Origin of the sequence: Micromonospora sp. NBC_01392 (genome assembly GCF_045040125.1) — a bacterium.
Classification (GTDB): Bacteria; Actinomycetota; Actinomycetes; order Mycobacteriales; family Micromonosporaceae; genus Micromonospora.
The window spans coordinates 3609826-3633550 of record NZ_CP109549.1; the positions used below are offsets into that span (position 1 = coordinate 3609826).

Annotated in this window: 1 protein-coding gene; it reads left to right on the plus strand. The window is 77.0% G+C overall.

Features of this window, described 5'->3' with window-relative positions; all coding sequences use genetic code 11:
• Window positions 1-36: 36 nt before the first annotated feature.
• A complete protein-coding gene (locus OG767_RS16095) occupies window positions 37-23706 on the plus strand; it encodes a type I polyketide synthase (protein ID WP_405089288.1) in 23670 nt (7889 codons plus the stop codon).
• The last annotated feature ends 19 nt before the right edge of the window (window positions 23707-23725 follow it).

The following is a 23725-nucleotide window of genomic DNA, read 5'->3' on the forward strand; positions in this document are numbered from 1 at the left end:
CGGAATCGATCGGCAGCAACTGCGGGCGGGTGGATCATGGCGGACGAAGAGAAGCTTCTCGAACACCTCAAGTGGGTGACCACCGAGCTCCGTCAGGCGCACCGGCGCCTGCGGGAGCTGGAGGAGCCCGAGCCGATCGCCGTGGTGGCCATGGCCTGCCGGTTCCCCGGCGGCGTGAGCTCCCCGGAACAGCTCTGGGACCTGGTCGCCGCCGGCACCGACGCGACCGGGCCGTTCCCCACCGACCGCGGCTGGGACCTGGCGGACCTGTACGACCCGGACCCGGACCACCAGGGCACCTCGTACAGCGACCGGGGCGGCTTCCTCACCGACGCCGGGCACTTCGACCCCACCCCGTTCGGCATCAGCCCGCGCGAGGCACTCGCCATGGACCCGCAGCAGCGGCTGCTGCTGGAGACCACCTGGGAGGTGTTCGAACGGGCCGGCATCGACGCCGGCACGCTGCGCGGCAGCCGCACCGGCGTGTTCGTGGGCACCGCCGGGCAGGACTACGCGTCCGTGCTGCGCCGGCTGCCCACCGGCGTCGAGGGGTACGTGCTGACCGGCACCGCCGCCAGCGTCATCTCCGGCCGCCTCGCCTACACGTTCGGCCTGGAAGGGCCGGCCGTCACCATCGACACCGCCTGCTCGTCGTCGCTCGTCGCGCTGCACCTGGCCGCGCAGGCGCTGCGCGACGGCGAGTGCACGCTGGCCGTCGCCGGTGGCGCCAGCGTGATGGCCACCCCGGGCGGCTTCGTCGAGTTCTCCCGGCAACGCGGCCTGGCCGCCGACGGCCGGTGCAAGGCGTTCTCCGCCGCCGCCGACGGCACCGGCTGGGCCGAGGGCGCCGGCCTGGTGCTCGTCGAACGGCTCAGCGACGCCCGCCGGCTCGGTCACCCGGTGCTGGCCGTGATCCGCGGCAGCGCGGTCAACTCCGACGGCGCCAGCAGCGGGCTCACCGCCCCCAACGGCCCCGCCCAGCAGCGCGTCATCCGGGAGGCCCTGGACAACGCCGGGCTCACCCCGGCCGACGTCGACGTGGTCGAGGCGCACGGCACCGGCACCACGCTCGGCGACCCGATCGAGGCGCAGGCCCTGCTGGCCACGTACGGCCGGGACCGGCCCGCCGACCGGCCGCTGCGGCTCGGCTCGCTGAAGTCGAACCTCGGCCACACCCAGGCCGCCGCCGGCGTCGCCGGCGTGATGAAGATGGTGCTGGCGCTGCGCCACGGCCTGCTCCCCGCCACGCTGCACGCCGACGAGCCCACCCCGCACGTCGACTGGTCGGCCGGCGCGGTCGCGCTGCTCACCGAGCCCCGACCCTGGCCTGCCGACCCGGAGCGGGTCCGCCGGGCCGCCGTCTCCTCGTTCGGCATGAGCGGCACCAACGCCCACCTGGTCATCGAGGAGGCCCCGGCGGTCGAGCCGGCACCCGAGCCGACGGCCACCGTGGACCGGCCGGTCGTGCCGGTGCTGCTCTCCGCCGCCGACCCGGCCGCGCTCGCCGCGCAGGCCGGCCGCTGGGCGTCCCGGCTGGACGCCGACCCCGCGCCCCGGCCGGTGGACGTCGCGTACGCGTCGGTCACCACCCGGACCACGCTGGACCGGCGGGCCGTGCTCGCCGCCGCCGACCCGGACGGCCTGCGGGCCGCGCTGCGGGCACTGGCCGCCGGTGAACCGGCCGGCGCGCTGGTCACCGGCGAGGCGACCGACCGCGGCCCCACCGCCATGCTCTTCTCCGGGCAGGGCGCGCAACGCGCCGGCATGGGCCGCGAGCTGTACGCGCAGTTCCCGGTGTTCGCCGCCGCGCTGGACGCGGTGTGCGCGCATCTGGACCGGGCGTTGCCCCGGCCGCTGAAAGAGGTGCTGTTCGCGGCCGAGGGCACGCCCGAGGCGACGCTGCTGGACGAGACCGCGTTCACCCAGGCCGGTCTGTTCGCGGTCGAGGTGGCGCTGTTCCGCCTCGTCGAGTCGTTCGGCGTCACCCCGGACCTGCTGGCCGGCCACTCGATCGGCGAGGTCACCGCCGCGTACCTGGCCGGGGTGCTGTCGCTGAAGGACGCCTGCCTGCTGGTGGCGGCCCGGGGCGCGCTGATGCAGGCGCTGCCGGCCGGCGGCGGCATGCTCGCCGTCGCCGCCACCGAGGAACAGGTCCGCGCCGCCCTGGCCGGACACGCCGACCGGGTCGGGATCGCCGCGGTCAACGGCCCGTCGTCGATGGTGGTCTCCGGCGCGGTCGACGCGCTTGACGAGCTGGCCGCGCGCTGGACCGGGCAGGGCGTCCGGGTGCGGCGGCTCGCCGTGTCGCACGCGTTCCACAGCCCGCTGATGACGCCGATGCTGGACCGTTTCCGCGCGGTGCTGGCGCGGCTGGACTTCGCCGCCCCGACCGTGCCGGTGGTGTCCAACCTGACCGGTGCGCTCGCCGAGGGCGACGACCTGTGCACCCCCGACTACTGGGTGCGGCACGTCCGTGAGGCGGTCCGTTACGCCGACGGCGTGGCCGCGCTGCGCGCCGCCGGCGCGGACACGTTCCTGGAGATCGGCCCGCGCAGCGTGCTCACCGCGCTGACCGCCGAGGCGCTGCCCGACGCCGACGGCGTACTCACCGTCGCCGCCCAGCGCCGCGACCGGCCGGAGACCGAGGCGCTGCTCGCGGCGCTCGCCGAACTGCACGTGCACGGCGTGCCTGTCGACTGGACGCCCTGGTTCGCCGACACCGGCGCCCGCCCGGCCGACCTGCCCACGTACGCGTTCCAGCGGGAGCGGTTCTGGCCGGACGCGCCGGCCTGGCAGGCCGGGGACGTGTCCGGGGCCGGGCTCGGCGTGGCCGGGCACCCGCTGCTCGGCGCCGCCGTCCGGCTCGCCGGGGACGACGAGGTGGTGCTCACCGGGCGGCTGTCCGTGTCCACCCACCCGTGGCTGGCCGACCACGTGGTCGCCGGCGCGGTGGTGGTGCCCGGCACCGCGCTGCTGGAGCTGGTGGTGCGTGCCGGCGACGAGGCCGACGCCGGCCGGATCCGCGAGCTGACCGTGGCCACCCCGATGACCCTGCCGGCTGCCGGCGCGGTCCGGGTGCAGGTGCGGGTCGGCGCCGCCGACGACACCGGCGGTCGACCGGTGACCGTGCACGCCCAGCCCGACGACGACCCGGACGCCGAGTGGGTGCGGCACGCCGAGGGCCTGCTGGAACCGGCCGCCGCCGGGGAACCCACGGTCGGCGCGTGGCCGCCCGCCGGGGCGTCCGAGGTGGACGTCACCGACTGGTACGACGCGTTCGCCGCGCACGGCCTGGCGTACGGGCCGGTGTTCCGGGGCGTCCGTCGGGTCTTCTCCGGCCCGGACGAGGCGTACGCCGAGGTGACGCTCCCCGACGGGGCCGACCCGACCGGCTTCGGCGTGCACCCGGCGCTGCTCGACGCGGCGCTGCACCCGATCGGCCTGCTCGACGCCGGCACCGGCGACGGTCCCCGGGTCCCGTTCGCGTTCGAGGGCGTGCAGGTGCATGCCGCCGGCGCCCGGGTGCTGCGGGTGCGGCTGACCCGCGCCGGCTCGTCGGTGCGGCTGGTCGCGGTGGACGCCACCGGCGCGCCGGTGGTCTCGGTGGACGCCTTGACGCTGCGCGAGCTGGGCGGGTCCGCGCCGGCCACCGCCGCCGACCGGTCGCTGTACGCGCTGACCTGGCCGGTCGAGCCCGTCACCGCGCCGGCCACCGCGCCGGTGTGGGCGGCGCTGCGGACGACCGACGGGGACACGACCGGCCCTACCGGGTCCGGCGCGTCCGCGTCCGACAGCGGTGACGTGGCGGAGTATCCGGACGTGGCGGCGCTCGTCGCCGCCGTGCCGGCCGGTGGCCCGGCCCCGGCGGCGGTGCTGCTGCGGCTGCCCGCCGACCCGGCCGACAACCGGCGCACCGACGACGGGTCCGCCGCCGGCCCGGCCGACGACGCGGGCACGACGGCAGCCGCGACCGGTGACGGCACCGGCCTGCCGGACCGGGTCCGGTCCGTGACCACCGCCGTGCTGGCGACGCTCCAGGAGTGGCTGGCCGCCGACGTGCTCGCCGACTCGCGTCTGGTGGTGCTCACCCGGGGCGCGGTCGCGGCCACCGACGACGACCGGATCACCGACCTGGCCGGCGCGGCGGTGTGGGGGCTGCTGCGCTCGGCGCAGTCGGAGCACCCGGGCCGCATCGTGCTGGTCGACCTGGACCGGGAGCCGGACGCCGAGGCGCTGGCAGCGCTGGCCGGAGTGGTCGCCGACCCGACGGCGACCGCCGGTCAGGTGGCGCTGCGCGGTGACGCGGTGCGCGTACCCCGGTTGGCGCGCCCGGCCGACGACGAGCTGAACCCGCCGGACGGCCGGTGGCATCTCGCGGCGGTCGCGCCCGGCACGCTGGACGGCGTCGTGCCGGTGCCGGCGTCGGTCGCCGAGCCGGGACCCGGCCAGGTCCGCATCGCGGTGCGGGCCACCGGCGTGAACTTCCGCGACGTGCTCATCGCGCTCGGCATGTACCCGGATCCGGCCGCCCGGATGGGCAGCGAGGGCGCCGGCGTGGTCCTGGCCGTCGGTCCGGACGTCACCGACCTGACCCCCGGCGACCGGGTGCTGGGCATGTTCGAGCCCGGCTTCGGGCCGGAGGTCCTCGCCGCCCGCGAGCGGGTGGCCCGGATGCCGGCCGGCTGGACGTTCACCGAGGCGGCGTCCGTGCCGCTGGTGTTCCTGACCGCCTGGTACGCGTTGCGGGACCTGGCCGACCTGCGTTCCGGTGAGTCGGTGCTGATCCACTCCGGTGCCGGCGGCGTGGGCATGGCGGCGATCCAGATCGCCCACCACCTCGGCGCGACGGTGTACGCGACGGCCAGCCCGGCCAAGTGGGACACGGTGCGGGGTCTGGGCGTCGCCCCGGAGCGGATCGCGTCGTCGCGGACCACCGACTTCGAGGGCGTGTTCGTCGCCGCGAGCGACGGCGCCGGTGTCGACGTGGTGCTGGACGCCCTGGCCGGTGAGTTCGTGGACGCGTCGTTGCGGTTGCTGCCGCGCGGCGGCCGGTTCGTGGAGATGGGCAAGACGGACCTGCGGGACCCGGCGGTGGTGGCGCGGGAGCATCCGGGCGTCGGCTACCGGTCGTTCGACCTGAACGACGCGGGTGGGGCGCGGATCGGGGAGATGCTGGCCGAGCTGCTGGCGCTGTTCGAGCGCGGTGTGCTGTCGCCGCTGCCGGTGCGGGCCTGGGACGTGCGGCAGGCGCGGACCGCGTTGCGGCACCTGAGCCAGGCCCGGCACGTCGGCAAGGTGGTGCTCACCGTGCCGGCGTCGGTCGACCCGGACCGGGTCACGTTGGTGACCGGCGCGTCCGGCGCCCTCGCGGGCATCGTCGCCCGGCACCTCGTCGCCTCCGGCCAGTCGCGCAACCTGCTGCTGGCCGCCCGCCGGTCCCCGGCCGACGACCCGGCGTACGCGGCGCTCGTCGACGAGCTGACCGAGGCCGGGGCCACGGTCCGGGCCGTCCCGGTGGACCTCGGCGACCCGGCGCAGGTGACCACGCTGCTGGCCGGTGTGGACCTGACCGCCGTGTACCACTGCGCGGGTCTGGTCGCCGACGCGACGATCGCGTCGCTGGACGCCGACGCCGTCGACCGGGTGCTGCGGCCCAAGGTGGATGCCGCCTGGGCGCTGCACCGGGCCACCGCCGGTCACGACCTGGCGGAGTTCGTGCTGTTCTCCTCGTTCGCGGCGACGCTCGGCTCACCCGGGCAGGGCAACTACGCCGCCGCGAACGCGTTCCTCGACGCGCTCGCCACCCACCGCCACGCGACCGGACTGCCGGCCACCAGCATCGGCTGGGGCATGTGGGCCACCAGCAGCGCCATGACCGCCCACCTCGACCGGGACGACGCGCGTCGGCTGCGCCGCCTCGGCATGACCCCGCTCACCGCCACCGAGGGCGCCGCCCTGCTCGACGCCGCCACCCGCCGCGCCCGGCCCGCCGTCGCGGCGGCCCGGCTGCAGCTCACCGGCGACGCCGACCGCTACCCGGCGATCCTGCGCGGGCTGGCCCGCGCCGGAACCCGCCGCGCCGCCGCGCAGGCCACCGGCGGCGGCCAGAGCGGCTGGGCCGAGCGGCTCGCCGGCCTGGCCCCGGACGAGGCGACCGCGTTGCTCGTCGAGCTGGTCCGGGCGCAGGCCGCGGCGGTGCTCGGGCACGCGTCCGCGCAGGCGGTGCCCGGTGCGCGGGCGTTCAAGGACCTCGGGTTCGACTCGCTGACCTCGGTGGAGCTGCGTAACCGGCTCGCGTCGGCCACCGGGCTGCGGCTGCCCGCCACGCTGGTCTTCGACCACCCCACCCCGGAACGCGTCGCCGGCCTGCTGCACGGGCAGCTCGCCGCCGCCGCGCCCGCCGCGCCGGCCAGCCGTACCGCCGGGCCCGCCCGCGCCGACGAACCGCTCGCCATCATCGGCATGGCCTGCCGCTACCCGGGCGGCATCGCCACCCCCGAGCAGCTCTGGGACCTGGTCGCCGCCGGCGGGGACGCGATCGGCGGGTTCCCCGCCGACCGGGGCTGGGACCTCGACGCGCTCTACGACCCGGACGCCGACCGGGCCGGCACGTCCACCACCCGCCACGGCGGGTTCCTCGCCGACGCCGGCGACTTCGACCCGGCGTTCTTCGGCATCAGCCCGCGCGAGGCCCTGGCCATGGATCCGCAGCAGCGGCTGCTGCTGGAAACCGCGTGGGAGGCGTTCGAGTCCGCCGGCCTCGACCCGGCCACCCGCGCCGGCACCGCCACCGGCGTCTTCGTCGGCGCCGCCTCCTCCGGGTACGCCGCCGACGGCGCCGAAGGGCTCGAAGGCCACCTGCTCACCGGCACCGCCGGCAGCGTCGCCTCCGGCCGGCTCGCCTACACGTTCGGCCTGGAAGGGCCGGCCGTCACCGTCGACACCGCCTGCTCGTCGTCGCTTGTCGCCCTGCACCTGGCCGCGCAGGCGCTGCGCTCCGGCGAGTGCGACCTGGCGCTCGCCGGCGGCGTGGCGCTGATGGCCACGCCCGGCATGTTCTCCGAGTTCTCCCGGCAGGGCGGCCTGGCCCCGGACGGCCGGTGCAAGGCGTTCGCCGCCGGCGCGGACGGCACCGGCTGGGGCGAGGGCGTCGGCATCCTGCTGGTGCAGCGCCTCGCCGACGCGCGCCGCGACGGACGCCACGTCCTCGCCGTGGTACGCGGCACCGCCGTCAACTCCGACGGCGCGTCCAACGGCCTCACCGCGCCGAACGGCCCGTCGCAGCAACGCGTCATCCGCGCCGCGCTGGCCGCCGCGCGGCTGTCCCCGGCCGACGTGGACGTGGTCGAGGCGCACGGCACCGGCACCACGCTCGGCGACCCGATCGAGGCGCAGGCGCTGCTGGCCACGTACGGGCAGGACCGGGAGACGCCGCTGCTGCTCGGGTCGATCAAGTCGAACATCGGCCACACGCAGGCCGCCGCCGGCGTCGCCGGGATCATCAAGATGGTCCTCGCGATGCGGCACGGCGTGGTGCCGCCGACGCTGCACGTGGACGCGCCCTCGTCGCACATCGACTGGACCGCCGGCGCGGTCACCCTGGTCACGGACGCCGCGCCCTGGCCGGCCGTCGACCGGCCCCGCCGCGCCGCCGTCTCCTCGTTCGGCATCTCCGGCACCAACGCGCACGCCGTCATCGAGGCGGCTCCCGCCGCGCCGCCGGCCGGCCCCGCGCCCGCCGCCGGCCCCGGCCTGGTCGCCGCCGACGCCGTGCCGCTGCTGCTGTCCGCCCGCAGTGCCCGCGCGCTGCCCGCCCAGGCCGCCCGGCTGCGCGACCACCTCGACGCCCACCCCGACCTGGACCTCGCCGACGTCGGCTGGTCGCTGGCCACCGGCCGCGCCCACCACCCGTACCGGCAGGTCACCGTCGCCGCCGGCCGGGACGACGCGCTCGCCGCGCTCACCGCCGCCGCGCCGCCGACCGCCCCCGCCGACGGTACGAAGGTCGTCTTCGTCTTCCCCGGCCAGGGCTCCCAGTGGCCCGGCATGGCGCTCGACCTGCTCGACAGCTCCCCGGCCTTCTCCGACCGGATGCGCGAGTGCGCCGCCGAGCTGGCCGGGCTCGTCGACTGGACGCCCGAGGACGTGCTGCGCGGCGCACCCGACGCCCCGCCGCTGGACCGGGTCGACGTGGTCCAGCCGCTGCTGTTCGCCGTGATGGTGTCGCTGGCCGAGGTGTGGCGCTCCTGCGGCGTACGCCCCGACGCGGTGATCGGCCACTCGCAGGGCGAGATCGCCGCCGCGTGCGTGGCCGGCGCGCTCACCCTGCCCGACGCGATGCGGCTCGTGGTGGCCCGCAGCCGGGCGCTGCTCGCCCTCGCCGGCCGCGGCGGCATGGTCTCCGTGCCGCTGTCCGCCGCCGACACCGCCGACCTCGTCGCGCCCTGGGGCGACCGGCTCGGCATCGCCGCGCTCAACGGCGCCACCGTCACCGTCGTCTCCGGCGACGCCGACGCCGTCGACGAGCTGCTCGCCGTCGCCGCCGACCGCGACCTGCGGGCCCGGCGGATCGCCGTCGACTACGCCTCGCACTGTGCGCACGTCGACGCGGTCCGCGACGACCTGACCGCCGCGCTCGGCACGCTCACGCCGCGCCCGAGCCGGGTGGTGTTCCACTCCACCGTCACCGGCGAGCCGATCGACACCACCGACCTGGACGCCGACTACTGGTTCCGTAACCTGCGCGAACCGGTCCGCCTCGCGCCGGTCGTGGACGCGCTTATCGACACCGGACACCGGGCGTTCGTCGAGATCAGCCCGCACCCGGTGCTCAAGGTCGTGGTGCAGGACGCGCTCGACCGGACGCCCGCCGGGACGCCCGGCGTCGTCGTCGGCTCGCTGCGCCGCGACGAGCACGGCCCCCGTCAGCTCCTCACCGCGCTCGGCGGCCTGCACACCGCCGGCGTACCTGTCGACTGGGCGGCCGTCTTCGCCGGCTCCGCGGCCGCCCGGGTCGACCTGCCCCCGTACGCGTTCCAGCGGGAACGGTTCTGGCCCGAACCGGGCGCGACGCACGGCGGCGACGTCACCGGCGCCGGCCTCGGCGCCGCCGGGCACCCGCTGCTCGGCGCCGCGGTCCGGCTGGCCGACGCGGACGAGGTGGTGCTGACCGGACGGCTCTCGCTCGCGGCGCAGCCGTGGCTGGCCGACCACGCGGTCGCCGGCACCGTGCTGCTGCCCGGCACCGCGCTCGTCGAACTGGCGGTCCGGGCCGGCGACGAGGTCGGCGCCGCCCGGGTCCGTGAACTGACGCTCGTCGCCCCGCTGGCCCTGCCGGACACCGGTGGCGTCCGGGTGCAGGTACGCGTCGGCGCGCCCGACGACGCCGGCACGCGCCCGGTTACCGTGCACGCCCAACCCGACGGGACCACCGACGACGGGTGGACCCGGCACGCCGAGGGTGTGCTGGAACCGGCCACCGCCGACGAGTCGACGCTCGACGCCTGGCCCCCCGCCGACGCCGCCGAGGTGGACCTCACCGGCTGGTACGACACGCTCGCCGGGCACGGCCTGGCGTACGGGCCGGCGTTCCGGGGCCTGCGCCGGGCCTGGACCGCCGACGGCACGGTCTGCGCCGAGGTCGCCCTGCCGGACGGGCCGGCCGACCGCGCCGGCCGGTTCGAGGTGCACCCGGCGCTGCTCGACGCCGCGCTGCACGCGATCGGACTGCTGGCCGGCGGCGACGCGACGCCCGGACCGCGGGTGCCGTTCACGTTCGGTGGCGTGCAGGTGCACGCGGCCGGCGCGGCGGTGCTGCGGGTGCGGCTGTCCCGCGCCGGTGACGCCGTGCGGCTGGTCGCCGCCGACGAGACCGGCGCGCCGGTGGTGTCGGTGGACGAGCTGGTGCTCAAGGAGCTGGGCGCGTCCGTCGTACCGGCCGCCGCCGACCGGTCCGTCCTCGAGGTGACCTGGACGGTCCGGGACGTCACGCCGGCGGACCGGCCGACGGCCTGGGCGACGCTGGCCGGCGTCGACGGCGCGGAGTACCCCGACATGGACGCGCTGGTGGCCGCCGTCGCGGCCGGCACGCCGGCCCCCGAGGCGGTGCTGCTGCCGGTCGGGGGCGGTCAAGAGACCGTCGACGGCGCGGCCGGCGACGGCCGGGCCGGCACGGCCGGCGGGGACCTGCCGGACCGGGTGCGGTCGGTGACGCTCGCGGTGCTGGCGGCGGTGCGGAGCTGGCTGGCCGCCGACGAACTGGCCGACTCGCGACTGGTGGTGACCACCCGGGGCGCGGTGGCGGCCCGGGACGGCGACCGGATCGCCGACCTGGCCGGCGCGGCGGCGTGGGGGCTGCTGCGGTCCGCGCAGTCCGAGCACCCGGGCCGGATCCTGCTGGCCGACCTGGACCGGACGCCCGACGCCGACGTGCTGGCGCTGCTCGCCGCCGCGCCGGCCGGCGGGCAGATCGCGCTGCGCGACGGCGACGTGCTCGTCCCGCGCGTGGTCCGCCCGGCCGGTGACCGGCTCGTCCCGTCGACCGAACGCTGGCACGTGGCGGCCGTCGAGCCCGGCACCATCGACGGCGTCGCCCTGCGGCCGACCGACACGCCGCCGCTCGCGGCCGGTGAGGTGCGGGTGGCGGTGCGGGCGGCCGGGGTGAACTTCCGGGACGTGTTGATCGCGTTGGGGATGTATCCGGATGCGTCGGCGGTGATGGGCAGCGAGGGTGCTGGGGTGGTGGTGGAGGTCGGTCCGGGGGTGTCCGGGTTGGCCGTGGGTGATCGGGTGTTCGGGTTGTTCGAGCCCGGGTTCGGTCCGGTGGTGGTGGCGCGGCGGGATCGGGTCGCGCGGGTGCCGGCGGGGTGGTCGTTCGTTGAGGCGGCGTCGGTGCCGGTGGTGTTCCTGACGGCGTGGTACGCGTTGCGTGACCTGGCGGACCTGCGTTCGGGTGAGTCGGTGTTGATCCACTCCGGTGCTGGTGGGGTGGGGATGGCGGCGATTCAGATCGCCCGGCATCTCGGTGCGACGGTCTACGCCACTGCCAGCCCTCCGAAGTGGGACACGTTGCGGGGGCTGGGGGTGGCGGCGGAGCGGATCGCGTCGTCGCGGACCACGGAGTTCGAGCAGTCGTTCCTGGCCGCCAGTGGTGGTGCCGGGGTGGACGTGGTGTTGGATGCCCTGGCCGGTGAGTTCGTGGACGCGTCGTTGCGGTTGCTGCCGCGCGGCGGCCGGTTCGTGGAGATGGGCAAGACCGACCTCCGCGACCCGGACCAGGTCGCCGCCCAGCACCCCGGCGTCACGTACCGGGCGTTCGAACTCAACGGGGCCGGCGGCGAACGCCTCGGCCAGATGCTCACCGAACTGCTCGACCTGTTCGAGACGGGCGCGCTGACGCCGCTGCCCACCCGGACCTGGGACGTCCGGCAGGCCCGCACCGCGCTGCGGCACCTCAGCCAGGCCCGGCACGTCGGCAAGGTCGTGCTCACCGTGCCCGCGCCCGCCGAACCGGACCGCGTCACGCTCGTCACCGGCGCGTCCGGCACCCTCGCCGGCCTGGTCGCCCGCCACCTCGTCGCCACCGGCCAGACCCGCAACCTGCTGCTGGCAGCCCGCCGGTCCCCGGCCGACGACCCGGCGTACGCGGCGCTCGTCGACGCGCTGACCGACGCCGGGGCCACGGTCCGCGCCGTCCCGGTCGACCTGACCGGACCCGGCCGGGCCGCCGAGCTGGTGGCCGGCGTGGACCTGACCGCCGTGTACCACTGCGCCGGCGCCATCGCCGACGCCACCATCACCTCCCTGGACGCCGACGCCGTCGACCGGGTACTGCGGCCCAAGGTGGACGCCGCCTGGGCGCTGCACGAGGCCACCGCCGGCCGGGACCTGACCGCGTTCGTGCTGTTCTCGTCGATCGCCGCCACGCTCGGCTCGCCCGGGCAGGGCAACTACGCCGCCGCGAACGCGTTCCTCGACGCGCTCGCCGCCCACCGCCGGGCGACCGGACTGCCGGCGGCCAGCCTCGCCTGGGGACTCTGGGCCACCACCAGCACCATGACCGCCCACCTCGAGGACGGCGAGCACCGGCGCGCCATCCGCGCCGGCAGCGCCCCGCTCACCGACGCCGAGGGGCTCGCGCTGCTCGACGCCGCCCAGCGGCACGGCGGCGCGCACACCGTGCTCATGAACGTGCCGACCAGCCCCGACCCGGCCCGCGTGCCGGAGCTGCTGCGCGAGCTGATCCGGCCGGCCCGGCGGCGGGCCGCCGCGCGTACCGGAGGGGAGCTGTCGCTGGCCGACCGGCTCGCGGCGCTCAACCCCACCGCCCGGCACAACCAGCTCCTCGACCTGGTCGCCGGCAGCGTCGCCGCGGTGCTCGGCCACCGCTCCGCCGACGGCGTCGACCCGCAACGCCCGTTCAAGGAACTCGGCTTCGACTCGCTGACCTCGGTGGAGCTGCGCAACCGGCTCGCCGCCGCCACCGGGCTGCGACTGCCCGCCACCGTGGCGTTCGACCACCCGACCCCGGTCGTGCTCGCCGCGCACCTCGACCGGGAGATCGGCGGCCGGGCCGCACCGGCCGCCACGCCGGCCGGCACCGCGACCACCGCCGTCGACGAGCCGATCGCCGTCGTCGGCATGGCCTGCCGGTTCCCCGGCGACGTCCGCAGCCCCGAGGACCTGTGGAACCTGGTCACCGCCGGCGCGGACGTGATCGCGCCGTTCCCCACCGACCGGGGCTGGGACCTGGCCGGCCTGCTGAACGACGGCGACGACCGGCCCGCGCCCCGGCACGGCGGCTTCCTGTACGACGCCGCCGACTTCGACGCCGCGTTCTTCGGCATCAACCCGCGCGAGGCGCTCGCCATGGACCCGCAGCAGCGGCTGCTGCTCGAGACGTCGTGGGAGGCGCTGGAACGTGCCGGCGTCGACCCGGCCACCGTGCGCGGCAGCAGCACCGGTGTCTACGTCGGCCTGATCTACCACGACTACGCCGGCACCGCCGTCGGCGCCGACGACGAACTCGACGGGTACGTGGGCAACGGCAGCGCCGGCAGCGTCGCCTCCGGCCGCATCTCCTACCTGCTCGGCCTGGAAGGCCCGGCGGTCACCGTCGACACCGCCTGCTCGTCGTCGCTCGTCGCGCTGCACCTGGCCGCCCAGGCGCTGCGCCAGCAGGAGTGCGGCCTGGCCCTGGCCGGCGGTGTCACGGTCATGTCCAGCCCCGGCATGCTCGCCGAGTTCTCCCGCCAGCGCGGCCTGTCCCCGGACGGGCGGTGCAAGGCGTTCGGCGCCGACGCCGACGGCACCGGCTTCGCCGAGGGCGTCGGCATGCTGCTGCTGGAACGCCTCTCCGACGCCCGCCGCAACAATCGCCGGATCCTCGCCGTGCTGCGCGGCAGCGCGGTCAACCAGGACGGCGCGAGCAGCGGCCTCACCGCCCCCAACGGCCCCTCCCAGCAGCGGGTCATCCGGGCCGCGCTGGCCAACGCGCGGCTGTCCCCGGCCGACGTGGACGTGGTCGAGGCGCACGGCACCGGCACCGCGCTCGGCGACCCGATCGAGGCGCAGGCGCTGCTCGCCACGTACGGGCAGGACCGGTCCACGCCGCTGCTGCTCGGCTCCGTCAAGTCGAACATCGGCCACACCCAGGCCGCCGCCGGCGTCGCCGGCATCATCAAGATGGTCCTCGCCATGCGGCACGGGGTGGTGCCGCCGACGCTGCACGCCGACCAGCCGTCCCCGCACGTCGACTGGACCGCCGGCGCGGTCACGCTGGCCACGACGGCGGCGCCCTGGCCGGCCGTCGACCGGCCCCGCCGCGCCGCCGTCTCCTCGTTCGGCATCTCCGGCACCAACGTGCACGCCATCCTGGAACAGGCCCCCGAACCGACAGCCGCCCCCACCACGCCACCGGCCGTCACCGGCGACCTCGGCACCCCGTGCGTGCTCTCCGCCCGCACCCCGGACGCGCTGCGCGCCCAGGCCGACCGGCTGGCCGCCTGGATCGAGGCGAACCCGGCGGTGCCGCTGACCGACCTCGCACACGCGCTCGCCACCGGACGGTCCGCGTTCGAACACCGGGCCGTGCTGCTGCCCCGCGACCGGTCCGGCCTGCTCGCCGGCCTGGCCGCCGTCGCCGCCGACGAACCGTCGTCCACTGTGGTACGCGGCACCGCCGGCACCGGCCGGCTCGCGGTGCTCTTCTCCGGTCAGGGCGCCCAACGCCCCGGCATGGGCCGCGAGGCGTACCGGGCGTTCCCGGTCTTCGCCGCCGCGCTGGACGAGGTCTGCCGGCACCTCGACCCGCTGCTGCCGCAGCCGCTGCGGCCGGTGCTGTTCGGCGACGGCGACCTGCTGGACCGCACCGAGTTCACCCAGCCGGCGCTGTTCGCCGTCGAGGTGGCGCTGTTCCGCCTGATCGAGTCGTTCGGGATCACCCCCGACGTGGTCGGCGGGCACTCCGTCGGCGAGATCACCGCCGCGTACGTGGCCGGGGTGCTCTCCCTGCCCGACGCCGCCACGCTGGTCGCCGCGCGCGGCCGGCTCATGCAGGCGCTGCCCGACGGCGGCGGCATGCTCGCGGTCGCCGCGCCCGAGGACGAGGTGACCGCCGCGCTCGCCGGGTACGCCGACCGGGTCGGCGTCGCCGCCGTCAACGGCCCGTCGGCCGTGGTCGTCTCCGGTGCCCTCGACGCCCTCGACGAACTGGAACGCGCCTGGCGGGAGCGCGGCCTGCGGACCCGCCGGCTGCGCGTCAGCCACGCGTTCCACAGCCCGCTGATGACGCCGATGCTGGACGAGTTCCGGGCCGTCGTCGACGGGCTCACCCTCGACCCGCCGCGCCTGCCGGTGCTGTCGAACCTGACCGGCCGCGTCGCCGAGCCGGACGCGCTGCGCGATCCCGACTACTGGGTGCGGCACGTCCGCGACGCGGTCCGCTTCGCCGACGGCATCGCCGACCTGCGGCAGCGCCACGTCGGCACGTACCTGGAGGTCGGGCCGGACGGGGTGCTCGCCGGCATGATCCGCGACTGCCTCGGCGACGACGCGACGCCGGTGGTGGTGCCGACGCTGCGCGCCGGACGTACCGAGGGGGCCGCGCTGCTCACCGCGCTCGCCGAGGCGTACGCCGGTGGCGTGCCGGTGGACTGGACGCCGCTGACCGGCGGCGGGGCACCGCTCGACCTGCCCACGTACCCGTTCCAGCGGCGGCGCTTCTGGCCCGACGCCACCGGCTGGCGGGCCGGTGACCTGACCGGCGCCGGGCTGGCCGCGCCCGGCCACCCGCTGCTCGGCGCCGCGGTGCGGCTGGCCGGTGCGGACGAGACGGTGCTGACCGGCCGGCTCGCGGTGTCCGCGCAGCCCTGGCTGGCCGAGCACGTCGTGGCCGGCGCGGTGCTGCTGCCCGGCACCGCGCTGGTGGAGCTGGTGGTGCGCGCCGGCGACGAGGTCGGCGCGCCCCGGGTACGCGACCTCACCGTCACCGCCCCGCTGGTGCTGCCCGCCACCGGCGGTGTCCGGGTGCAGGTGCGCGTCGGCGCCGCCGACGACACCGGCGGCCGGGACGCCGCCGTGTACGCCCAGCCGGACGACGACCCGGACGCGGAGTGGACCCGGCACGCCGAGGCGGTGCTGGAGCCGGCCGCCGCCGACGAGCCCGGCCTCGCCGCCTGGCCGCCGCCGGGCGTCACCGAGACGGACCTGACCGGCTGGTACGAGACGCTCGTCGGCCACGGCCTGACCTACGGGCCGACGTTCCAGGGCCTGCGCCGGGCCTGGACCGGCCGCGACGAGGTGTACGCCGAGGTGGCGCTCCCGGACACCACGGTGGCCGGGTTCGCGGTGCACCCGGCGCTGCTGGACGCCGCGTTGCACCCGATCGGCCTGCTGCCGGGCGGGACCGAGACGACCGGGCCGCGTGTGCCGTTCGCGTTCGAGGGCGTCCAGGTGCACGCCGCCGGCGCCCGGCTGCTGCGCGTCCGGCTGAGCCGCGCCGGTGCCGGGGTGCGTCTGGTGGCGGTCGACGAGACCGGCGCGCCGGTGGTGTCGGTCGACACGCTGGTGCTGCGCGAACTGGCCGGCGCCCCGGCCCCCGGCGCGGGTTCCCGCTCGCTGTACGCGGTGACCTGGCCGGTCGAGGAGATCCCGCCGGCCGAGGCGGATCTGACCTGGGCCGCGCTCGCCCCGGCCCGGCCGGACGACGCCGCCGCGGACCGCCCGGCCCGGGGCCGGAAGGCGACCCGACGCGACGCGGCCCGGCCGAACACCGGACCCCCGAACGCCGGCTGGCTCGACCCGGCCGAAGCGGTGCCGGCGTTCCCGGACGTCGCGGCGCTGGTGGCAGCCGTCGAGGCCGGCACGCCCGCCCCCGACGCGATCCTGCTGCCGATCGGTCTCCCGGCGCGCACCACCGACGCCCTGACCGGCGCGGCGGGCAGCGGCGTGGCCGATGCGGTGGCCGACGGCGTGGCGGGCGTGGACGGTGCGGTCGATCGGGCGGCCGAGGGGGCGGGCGTCCACGGGGACCTGCCCGCCCGGGTGCGGTCGCTGACGGCGGCGGTGCTGGCGGCCGTGCAGGCGTGGCTGGCCGCGGACGCGCTCGCCGACTCGCGGCTGGTGGCGGTGACCCGGAACGCGGTGACCACCGGCGACGACCGGGCCGTCGACCCGGCCGCCGCGGCGGTGTGGGGACTGCTGCGCTCGGCACAGTCCGAACACCCGGACCGGATCGTGCTCGTGGACGCCGACGCCGCCCTCGACCCGCGCGCGCTCGGCGTACTGGCCGCCGTGGTGGCCGACCCCGCCACCGTGGGCGGTCAGCTCGCGCTGCGCGGCGACCTGGTGTGCGTACCCCGGTTGACGCGACCGGCGGGTGCGGAGTTGGCGCCGCCGGCGGCGGGTGGCTGGCACGTCGCCGCCGCCCGGCCCGGCACGCTCGACGGCGTCGAGATCGTCCCGGCCACGCCGGCCCCGCTCGCGGCCGGTGAGGTGCGGGTGGCGGTGCGGGCGGCCGGGGTGAACTTCCGGGACGTGTTGATCGCGTTGGGGATGTATCCGGATGCGTCGGCGGTGATGGGCAGTGAGGGCGCTGGGGTGGTCCTGGAGGTCGGTCCGGGGGTGTCCGGGTTGGCCGTGGGTGATCGGGTGTTCGGGTTGTTCGAGCCCGGGTTCGGTCCGGTGGTGGTGGCGCGGCGGGATCGGATCGCGCGGGTGCCGGCGGGGTGGTCGTTCGTTGAGGCGGCGTCGGTGCCGGTGGTGTTCCTGACGGCGTGGTACGCGTTGCGGGATCTGGCTGGGCTGCGTTCGGGTGAGTCGGTGTTGATCCACTCCGGTGCTGGTGGGGTGGGGATGGCGGCGATCCAGATCGCCCGGCATCTCGGTGCGACGGTGTACGCGACGGCGAGTCCCGGTAAGTGGGGCGCGTTGCGGGGGCTGGGGGTGGCGGCGGAGCGGATCGCGTCGTCGCGGACCACCGAGTTCGAGCAGTCGTTCCGGACCGCCAGTGGTGGCGCCGGGGTGGACGTGGTGTTGGACGCCCTGGCCGGTGAGTTCGTGGACGCGTCGTTGCGGTTGTTGCCGCGCGGCGGCCGGTTCGTGGAGATGGGCAAGACGGACCTGCGGGATCCGGCGGTGGTGGCGCGGGACCATCCGGGCGTCGCGTACCGGTCGTTCGACCTGAACGAGGCCGGCGGCGAGCGCATCGGCCAGATGCTGTCCGAGCTGCTCGCGCTGTTCACCAGCGGCGCGTTGCGGCCCCTGCCGGTCCGGACCTGGGACGTGCGGCAGGCGCGGACCGCGTTGCGGCACCTCAGCCAGGCCCGGCACGTCGGCAAGGTGGTGCTCACCGTGCCGGCGTCGGCCGACCCGGACCGGGTCACGCTGGTGACCGGCGCGTCCGGCGCCCTCGCGGGCATCGTCGCCCGGCACCTCGTCGCCACCGGCCGGTCCCGGAACCTGCTCCTCGCGGCCCGCCGCGCGCCGGCCGACGACCCGACCTACGCGGCCCTCGTCGACGAGTTGGAGACGGCCGGCGCGACCGTCCGGGTCGCCACCGTCGACGTGGCGGACGACACCCAGGTCGCCGCGCTGCTGGCCGGCGTGGACCTGACCGCCGTGCACCACTGCGCCGGCGTCATCGCCGACGCCACGATCGCGTCGCTGGACGCCGACGCCGTCGACCGGGTGCTGCGGCCCAAGGTGGACGCCGCCTGGGCGCTGCACCGGGCCACCGCCGGCCACGACCTGGCGGAGTTCGTGCTGTTCTCCTCCATCGCGGCGACGCTCGGCTCACCGGGGCAGGGCAACTACGCTGCCGCGAACGCGTTCCTCGACGCGCTCGCCACCCACCGCCACGCGACCGGACTGCCCGCCACCAGCATCGGCTGGGGCGCGTGGGCCACCGGCGGCATGGCCGGGCGGCTCGACGCGGGCGACCGGCAGCGACTCGGCCGGATCGGCATGACCGGGCTCAGCGCCGCCGAGGGGGCGACCCTGCTCGACGCCGCCGCCGCGCAACCGCTGCCCGCCGTGGTCGCCGCCCGGCTGCGCATCACCGGCGACCGGACGCAGCTCCCGCCGCTGCTGCGACTGCTGGCCCCCACCGGCGTACGCCGGCAGGCCCGCACCGCGGACACGAACACCGCCGGCTGGGCCGAGCGGCTCGCCGGCCTGGCCCCGGACGAGGCGACCGCGTTGCTCGTCGAGCTGGTCCGGACGCAGGCCGCGGCGGTGCTCGGGCACGCGTCCGCGCAGGCGGTGCCCGGCACCCGGGCGTTCAAGGACCTCGGGTTCGACTCGCTGACCTCGGTGGAGCTGCGCAACCGGCTCGCGTCGGCCACCGGGCTGCGGCTGCCCGCCACGCTGGTCTTCGACCACCCCACCCCGGAACGCCTCGCCGAACACCTGCACGAACGACTCGGCCACCGGCCGGCCGCCGTCGCCGCCGCGACCCGGGCCACCGCCACCGAGGACGACGACCCCATCGCCATCATCGGCATGGCCTGCCGGCTCCCCGGCGGCGTCACCACCCCGGACCAACTGTGGGACCTGGTCTCCACCGGCGGCGACGGGATCGCCGAGTTCCCCGCCGACCGGGGCTGGGACCTCGACGCGCTCTACGACCCGGACGCCGACCGCGCCGGCACCTCCACCACCCGGTACGGCGGGTTCCTCGCCGACGCGGCCGACTTCGACCCGGCGTTCTTCGGCATCAGCCCCCGCGAGGCGCTCGCCATGGACCCGCAGCAGCGGCTGCTGCTGGAAACCTCGTGGGAGGCGTTCGAGTCCGCCGGCCTCGACCCGCACGACCGCACCACGACCACCGGCGTCTTCGCCGGACTGATCCACCACGACTACGCCGGCCGGCTCGACGCCTCCGCGGAACTGGAGGGCTACCTGGTCAACGGCACCGCCGGCAGCGTCGCCTCCGGCCGCGTCGCGTACGTCTTCGGGCTGGAAGGACCGGCCGTCACGGTGGACACCGCGTGTTCGTCGTCGCTTGTCGCGCTGCACCTGGCCGCCCAGGCGCTGCGGGCCGGGGAATGCGACCTGGCCCTCGCGGGCGGCGTGACCGTGATGGCCACGCCCAGCGCGTTCGTCGGCTTCTCCCGCCAGCGTGGACTGGCCCCCGACGGGCGGTGCAAGTCGTTCGCCGCCGGCGCCGACGGCACGAGTTGGGGCGAGGGCGTCGGCATGCTGCTCGTCGAACGGCTCAGCGACGCCCGCCGTCGCGGCCACCGGGTCCTCGCGGTGGTGCGGGGCACGGCCGTGAACCAGGACGGCGCGTCGAACGGCCTGACCGCGCCGAACGGGCCGTCGCAGCAGCGGGTGATCCGGCAGGCCCTGGCGAACGCGCGGCTGAGCACCGCCGACGTGGACGCGGTCGAGGCGCACGGCACCGGCACCACGCTCGGGGATCCGATCGAGGCGCAGGCGGTGTTGGCGACGTACGGGCAGGACCGGTCGACGCCGCTACTGCTCGGGTCGGTGAAGTCGAACATCGGCCACACCCAGGCCGCGGCCGGCGTCGCCGGGATCATCAAGATGGTCCTCGCCATGCGGTACGGGATCATGCCGCCGACGCTGCACGTGGACGAGCCGTCGCCGCACATCGACTGGACGGCCGGGGCGGTGACGCTGGCGACGGCGCCGACGCCGTGGCCCTCGGTGGACCGGCCGCGTCGGGCGGCGGTGTCGTCGTTCGGGATCTCCGGCACCAACGCCCACGTCATCCTGGAACAACCCACCGACGTCATCGAGCCGGCGGGCGTCGGGGAGCCGGCCGGTGGGCCGGTGCCGGTGCTGCTGTCGGCGCGTACCGACGCGGCGCTCGCCGCGCAGGCCGACCGCTGGGCGCGCTGGCTCGCCGCCGACGGGACGCTCCGCCCGGTCGACGTCGGATGGTCCGCGCTCACCACCCGGCCGACGCTGGAGCAGCGGGCCGTACTCGGCGTCACCGACCGGGACGAACTGCTGGCCGCGCTGCGCGCGCTGGCCGGTGGCACGTCCTCCGGCGCGGTGACCACCGGCCCGGCCGGCCCGCGTGGACGACTGGCGGTGCTGTTCTCCGGGCAGGGTGCGCAGCGTGCCGGCATGGGTCGGGAGTTGTCCGAGGCGTTCGGTGTGTTCGCCGCCGCGATGGACGAGGTGTGCGCGCAGCTCGATCCGTTGCTGCCGCAGCCGTTGAAGCCGGTGCTGTTCGGCGACGGTGATCTGCTGGACCAGACGCAGTTCACGCAGGCCGGGCTGTTCGCGTTCGAGGTGGCGCTGTTCCGTCTGGTCGAGTCGTTCGGGGTGAGCCCGGACTTCGTGGGTGGGCACTCGATCGGCGAGGTCACCGCCGCCTACGTGGCGGGGGTGTTGTCGCTGCCGGACGCGTGCGCGCTGGTCGCCGCGCGGGGCCGGCTCATGCAGGCGTTGCCGGCCGGTGGCGGGATGCTGGCGGTCGCCGCGCCGGAGGCCGACGTGACGGAATCGGTTGCCGGACATCCGAGCCTGGGGATCGCGGCGGTCAACGGACCGTCGTCGACGGTGGTGTCCGGTCCGGTCGACGCGCTGGACGAGATCGAGCGGACCTGGCGGGACCGGGGTGTCCGGGTTCGTCGGTTGACGGTGTCGCACGCGTTCCACAGCCCGCTGATGGAGCCGATGCTCGCCGAGTTCCGCACCGCGCTGGACGGGTTGACGTTCGCCGCGCCGCTGCTGCCGGTCGTGTCCAACGTGACCGGTGCCCTCGCTGGGTCCGACGAGATCACCAGCGTCGACTACTGGGTGCGGCACGTGCGGGAGGCGGTGCGTTACGCCGACGGGGTGACCGCGCTGCGGGCGGCTGGGGCGGACACGTTCCTGGAGGTCGGCCCGCAGAGCGTGCTGACCGCGCTGACCGCGGAGATCCTGCCCGACGACGACACCGTCGTCGCGACCGCGGTGCAGCGTCGGGACCGGGACGAGACCGGGGCGTTGCTGGCCGGCCTGGCGGAGTTGCACGTGCATGGTGTGCGCGTCGACTGGGCGCCGTGGTTCGCCGGCACCGGCGCGACCCGCGTCGACCTGCCCACCTACGCGTTCCAGCACGAGCGGTTCTGGCCGGACACGCCGACCCGCGCCGACGCCTCCGACGCCGAGTTCTGGGCCGCCGTGGAGAGCGGCGACCTCACCGCGCTCGCCGGTCACCTCGCCGACGACGCCCTCGACACGCTCGCCCCGGCGCTGCCCGCGCTCACCACGTGGCGGCGGGCCCGCACCCGGCGTACCCCGGCCGACCGGTGGGCGTACCAGGTCACCTGGAAGTGGCTCGACCTCGACGAGCGGCCCGCCACCGGCGGCGCCTGGCTGGTCGTCGCCCCGGCCGGCGAACCCGCCACCGCCGACGTCGCCGCCGCGCTGGCCGGCGCGGAACTGCGGCCGGTCACCGTCGACCCGGCCGGCACCACCCGGACCGACCTCGCCGCCGCGCTCGGCAAGGCGCTCGCGGACGGGCCGGTCGACGGCGTGGTCTCGCTGCTCGGCCTGCACGACGCGCCGCACCCGGACCATCCGGCGCTGCCCGCCGGCACCGCCGCCACGCTGCTGCTGATCCAGGCGCTGCACGACACCGGCGACACGCCGCCGCTGTGGTGCCTCACCCGGGACGCGGTCGCCACCGACGGCGGCGACCCGGTGCACGGCGTCGCCCAGGGCGGCCTGTGGGGCCTGGCCCGGGTCGCCGGGCTGGAACTGCCCCGGCTGCGCGTCAACCTGCTCGACCTGCCCGCCGGCGACACCGACCCGGCCCGGCTCGCCGCCGCGCTCACCAGCGGCGGCGACGAGGACCAGTTCGCGCTGCGCGGCGGCGGCCTCTACGCGCGCCGCCTGGTCCGCGCCACCCCGGCCGCGCCGGCCGCCGCCGACCGGTGGCAGCCCAGCGGCACGGTGCTGGTCACCGGCGGCACCGGCGCGCTCGGCGCGCACGTCGCCCGCTGGGCGGCCGGCGCCGGCGCGGAGCACCTGGTGCTCACCAGCCGGCGCGGCGACGCCGCCCCCGGCGCGGCCGAGCTGCGCGACGAGCTGACCGCAACCGGCGTACGCGTCACGATCGCCGCCTGCGACGTGGCCGACCGGGACGCGGTCGCCGCGCTGCTGACCCGCCTCGACGCCGACCCGGCGCCGCTGACCGCCGTCGTGCACGCCGCCGGGCTCAACGACGTGGCGCCGCTGCTCGACACCGACCCGGACCGGCTGGCCGGGGTGCTGACCGGCAAGACCGCCGGCGCGGTGCACCTCGACGAGCTGCTCGGCGACCGGCCGCTCGACGCGTTCGTGCTGTTCGCGTCCATCGCCGGGGTGTGGGGCAGCGGCGGGCAGGCCGGCTACGCGGCCGGCAACGCCCACCTCGACGCGCTGGCCGCCCGGCGGCACGCCCGCGGCCTCGCCGCCACCTCGGTGGCCTGGGGACCGTGGGCCGACGGCGGCATGGCCACCGACGATGCGCAGCGGGAACTGGCCCGACGTGGCCTGCGGGCGATGGCCCCGGCCGACGCGGTGCACGCCATGCGCGTCGCGGTCGGGCGCGGCGACGCCACCCTCACCGTGGTCGACGTGGACTGGGCGACGTTCGCCCCCGCGTACGCGTCGAGCCGTCCCCGGCCGTTCCTGGCCGACCTGCCCGAGGCCCGGCAGGCGATCCGCGCCGCCGCGGAGGTCCCCGCCGACGGTGGCGCGGCGCTACGCGACCAGCTCCGCGACCTGTCCGCCGAGGACCGGGACCGGCGGCTCGTCGAACTGGTCCGCGCCGAGGCGGCGGCCGTGCTCGGCCACGGCGGCCCGGAGCGGGTCAAGCCCCGGCGGGCGTTCAAGGACCTCGGCTTCGACTCGCTGACCGCGGTCGAGCTGCGTAACCGGCTCAACCGGGCCACCGGCCTGTCGCTGCCCACCACGCTGGTCTTCGACCACCCCGACCCGGCCGCGCTCGCCGACCACCTGCGCGCCACGCTGCTGCCCGACGCGTCGACCACGCCGACGGCGGACCCGGCCGAGACCGCGGTACGCGAGGCGCTGGCCACCGTCCCGCTCGCCCGCATCCGCGAGGCCGGGCTGCTGGAGTTGCTGCTCGGCCTCGCCGACGGCGACGGCCCCGCGCCCGAGCCGGACGGCGCGGAGGTCGACCTCGACGACCTCGACACCGACACCCTGATCCGGCTGGCCCTCGACGGCTCCGAGTCCTGACGCCCACGTACGGAGTAGA

Coding starts and splice junctions, on each gene's coding strand:
- OG767_RS16095 (WP_405089288.1), top strand. CDS start 37: ATGGCGGACGAAGAGAAGCTTCTCGAACACCTCAAGTGGGTGACCACC.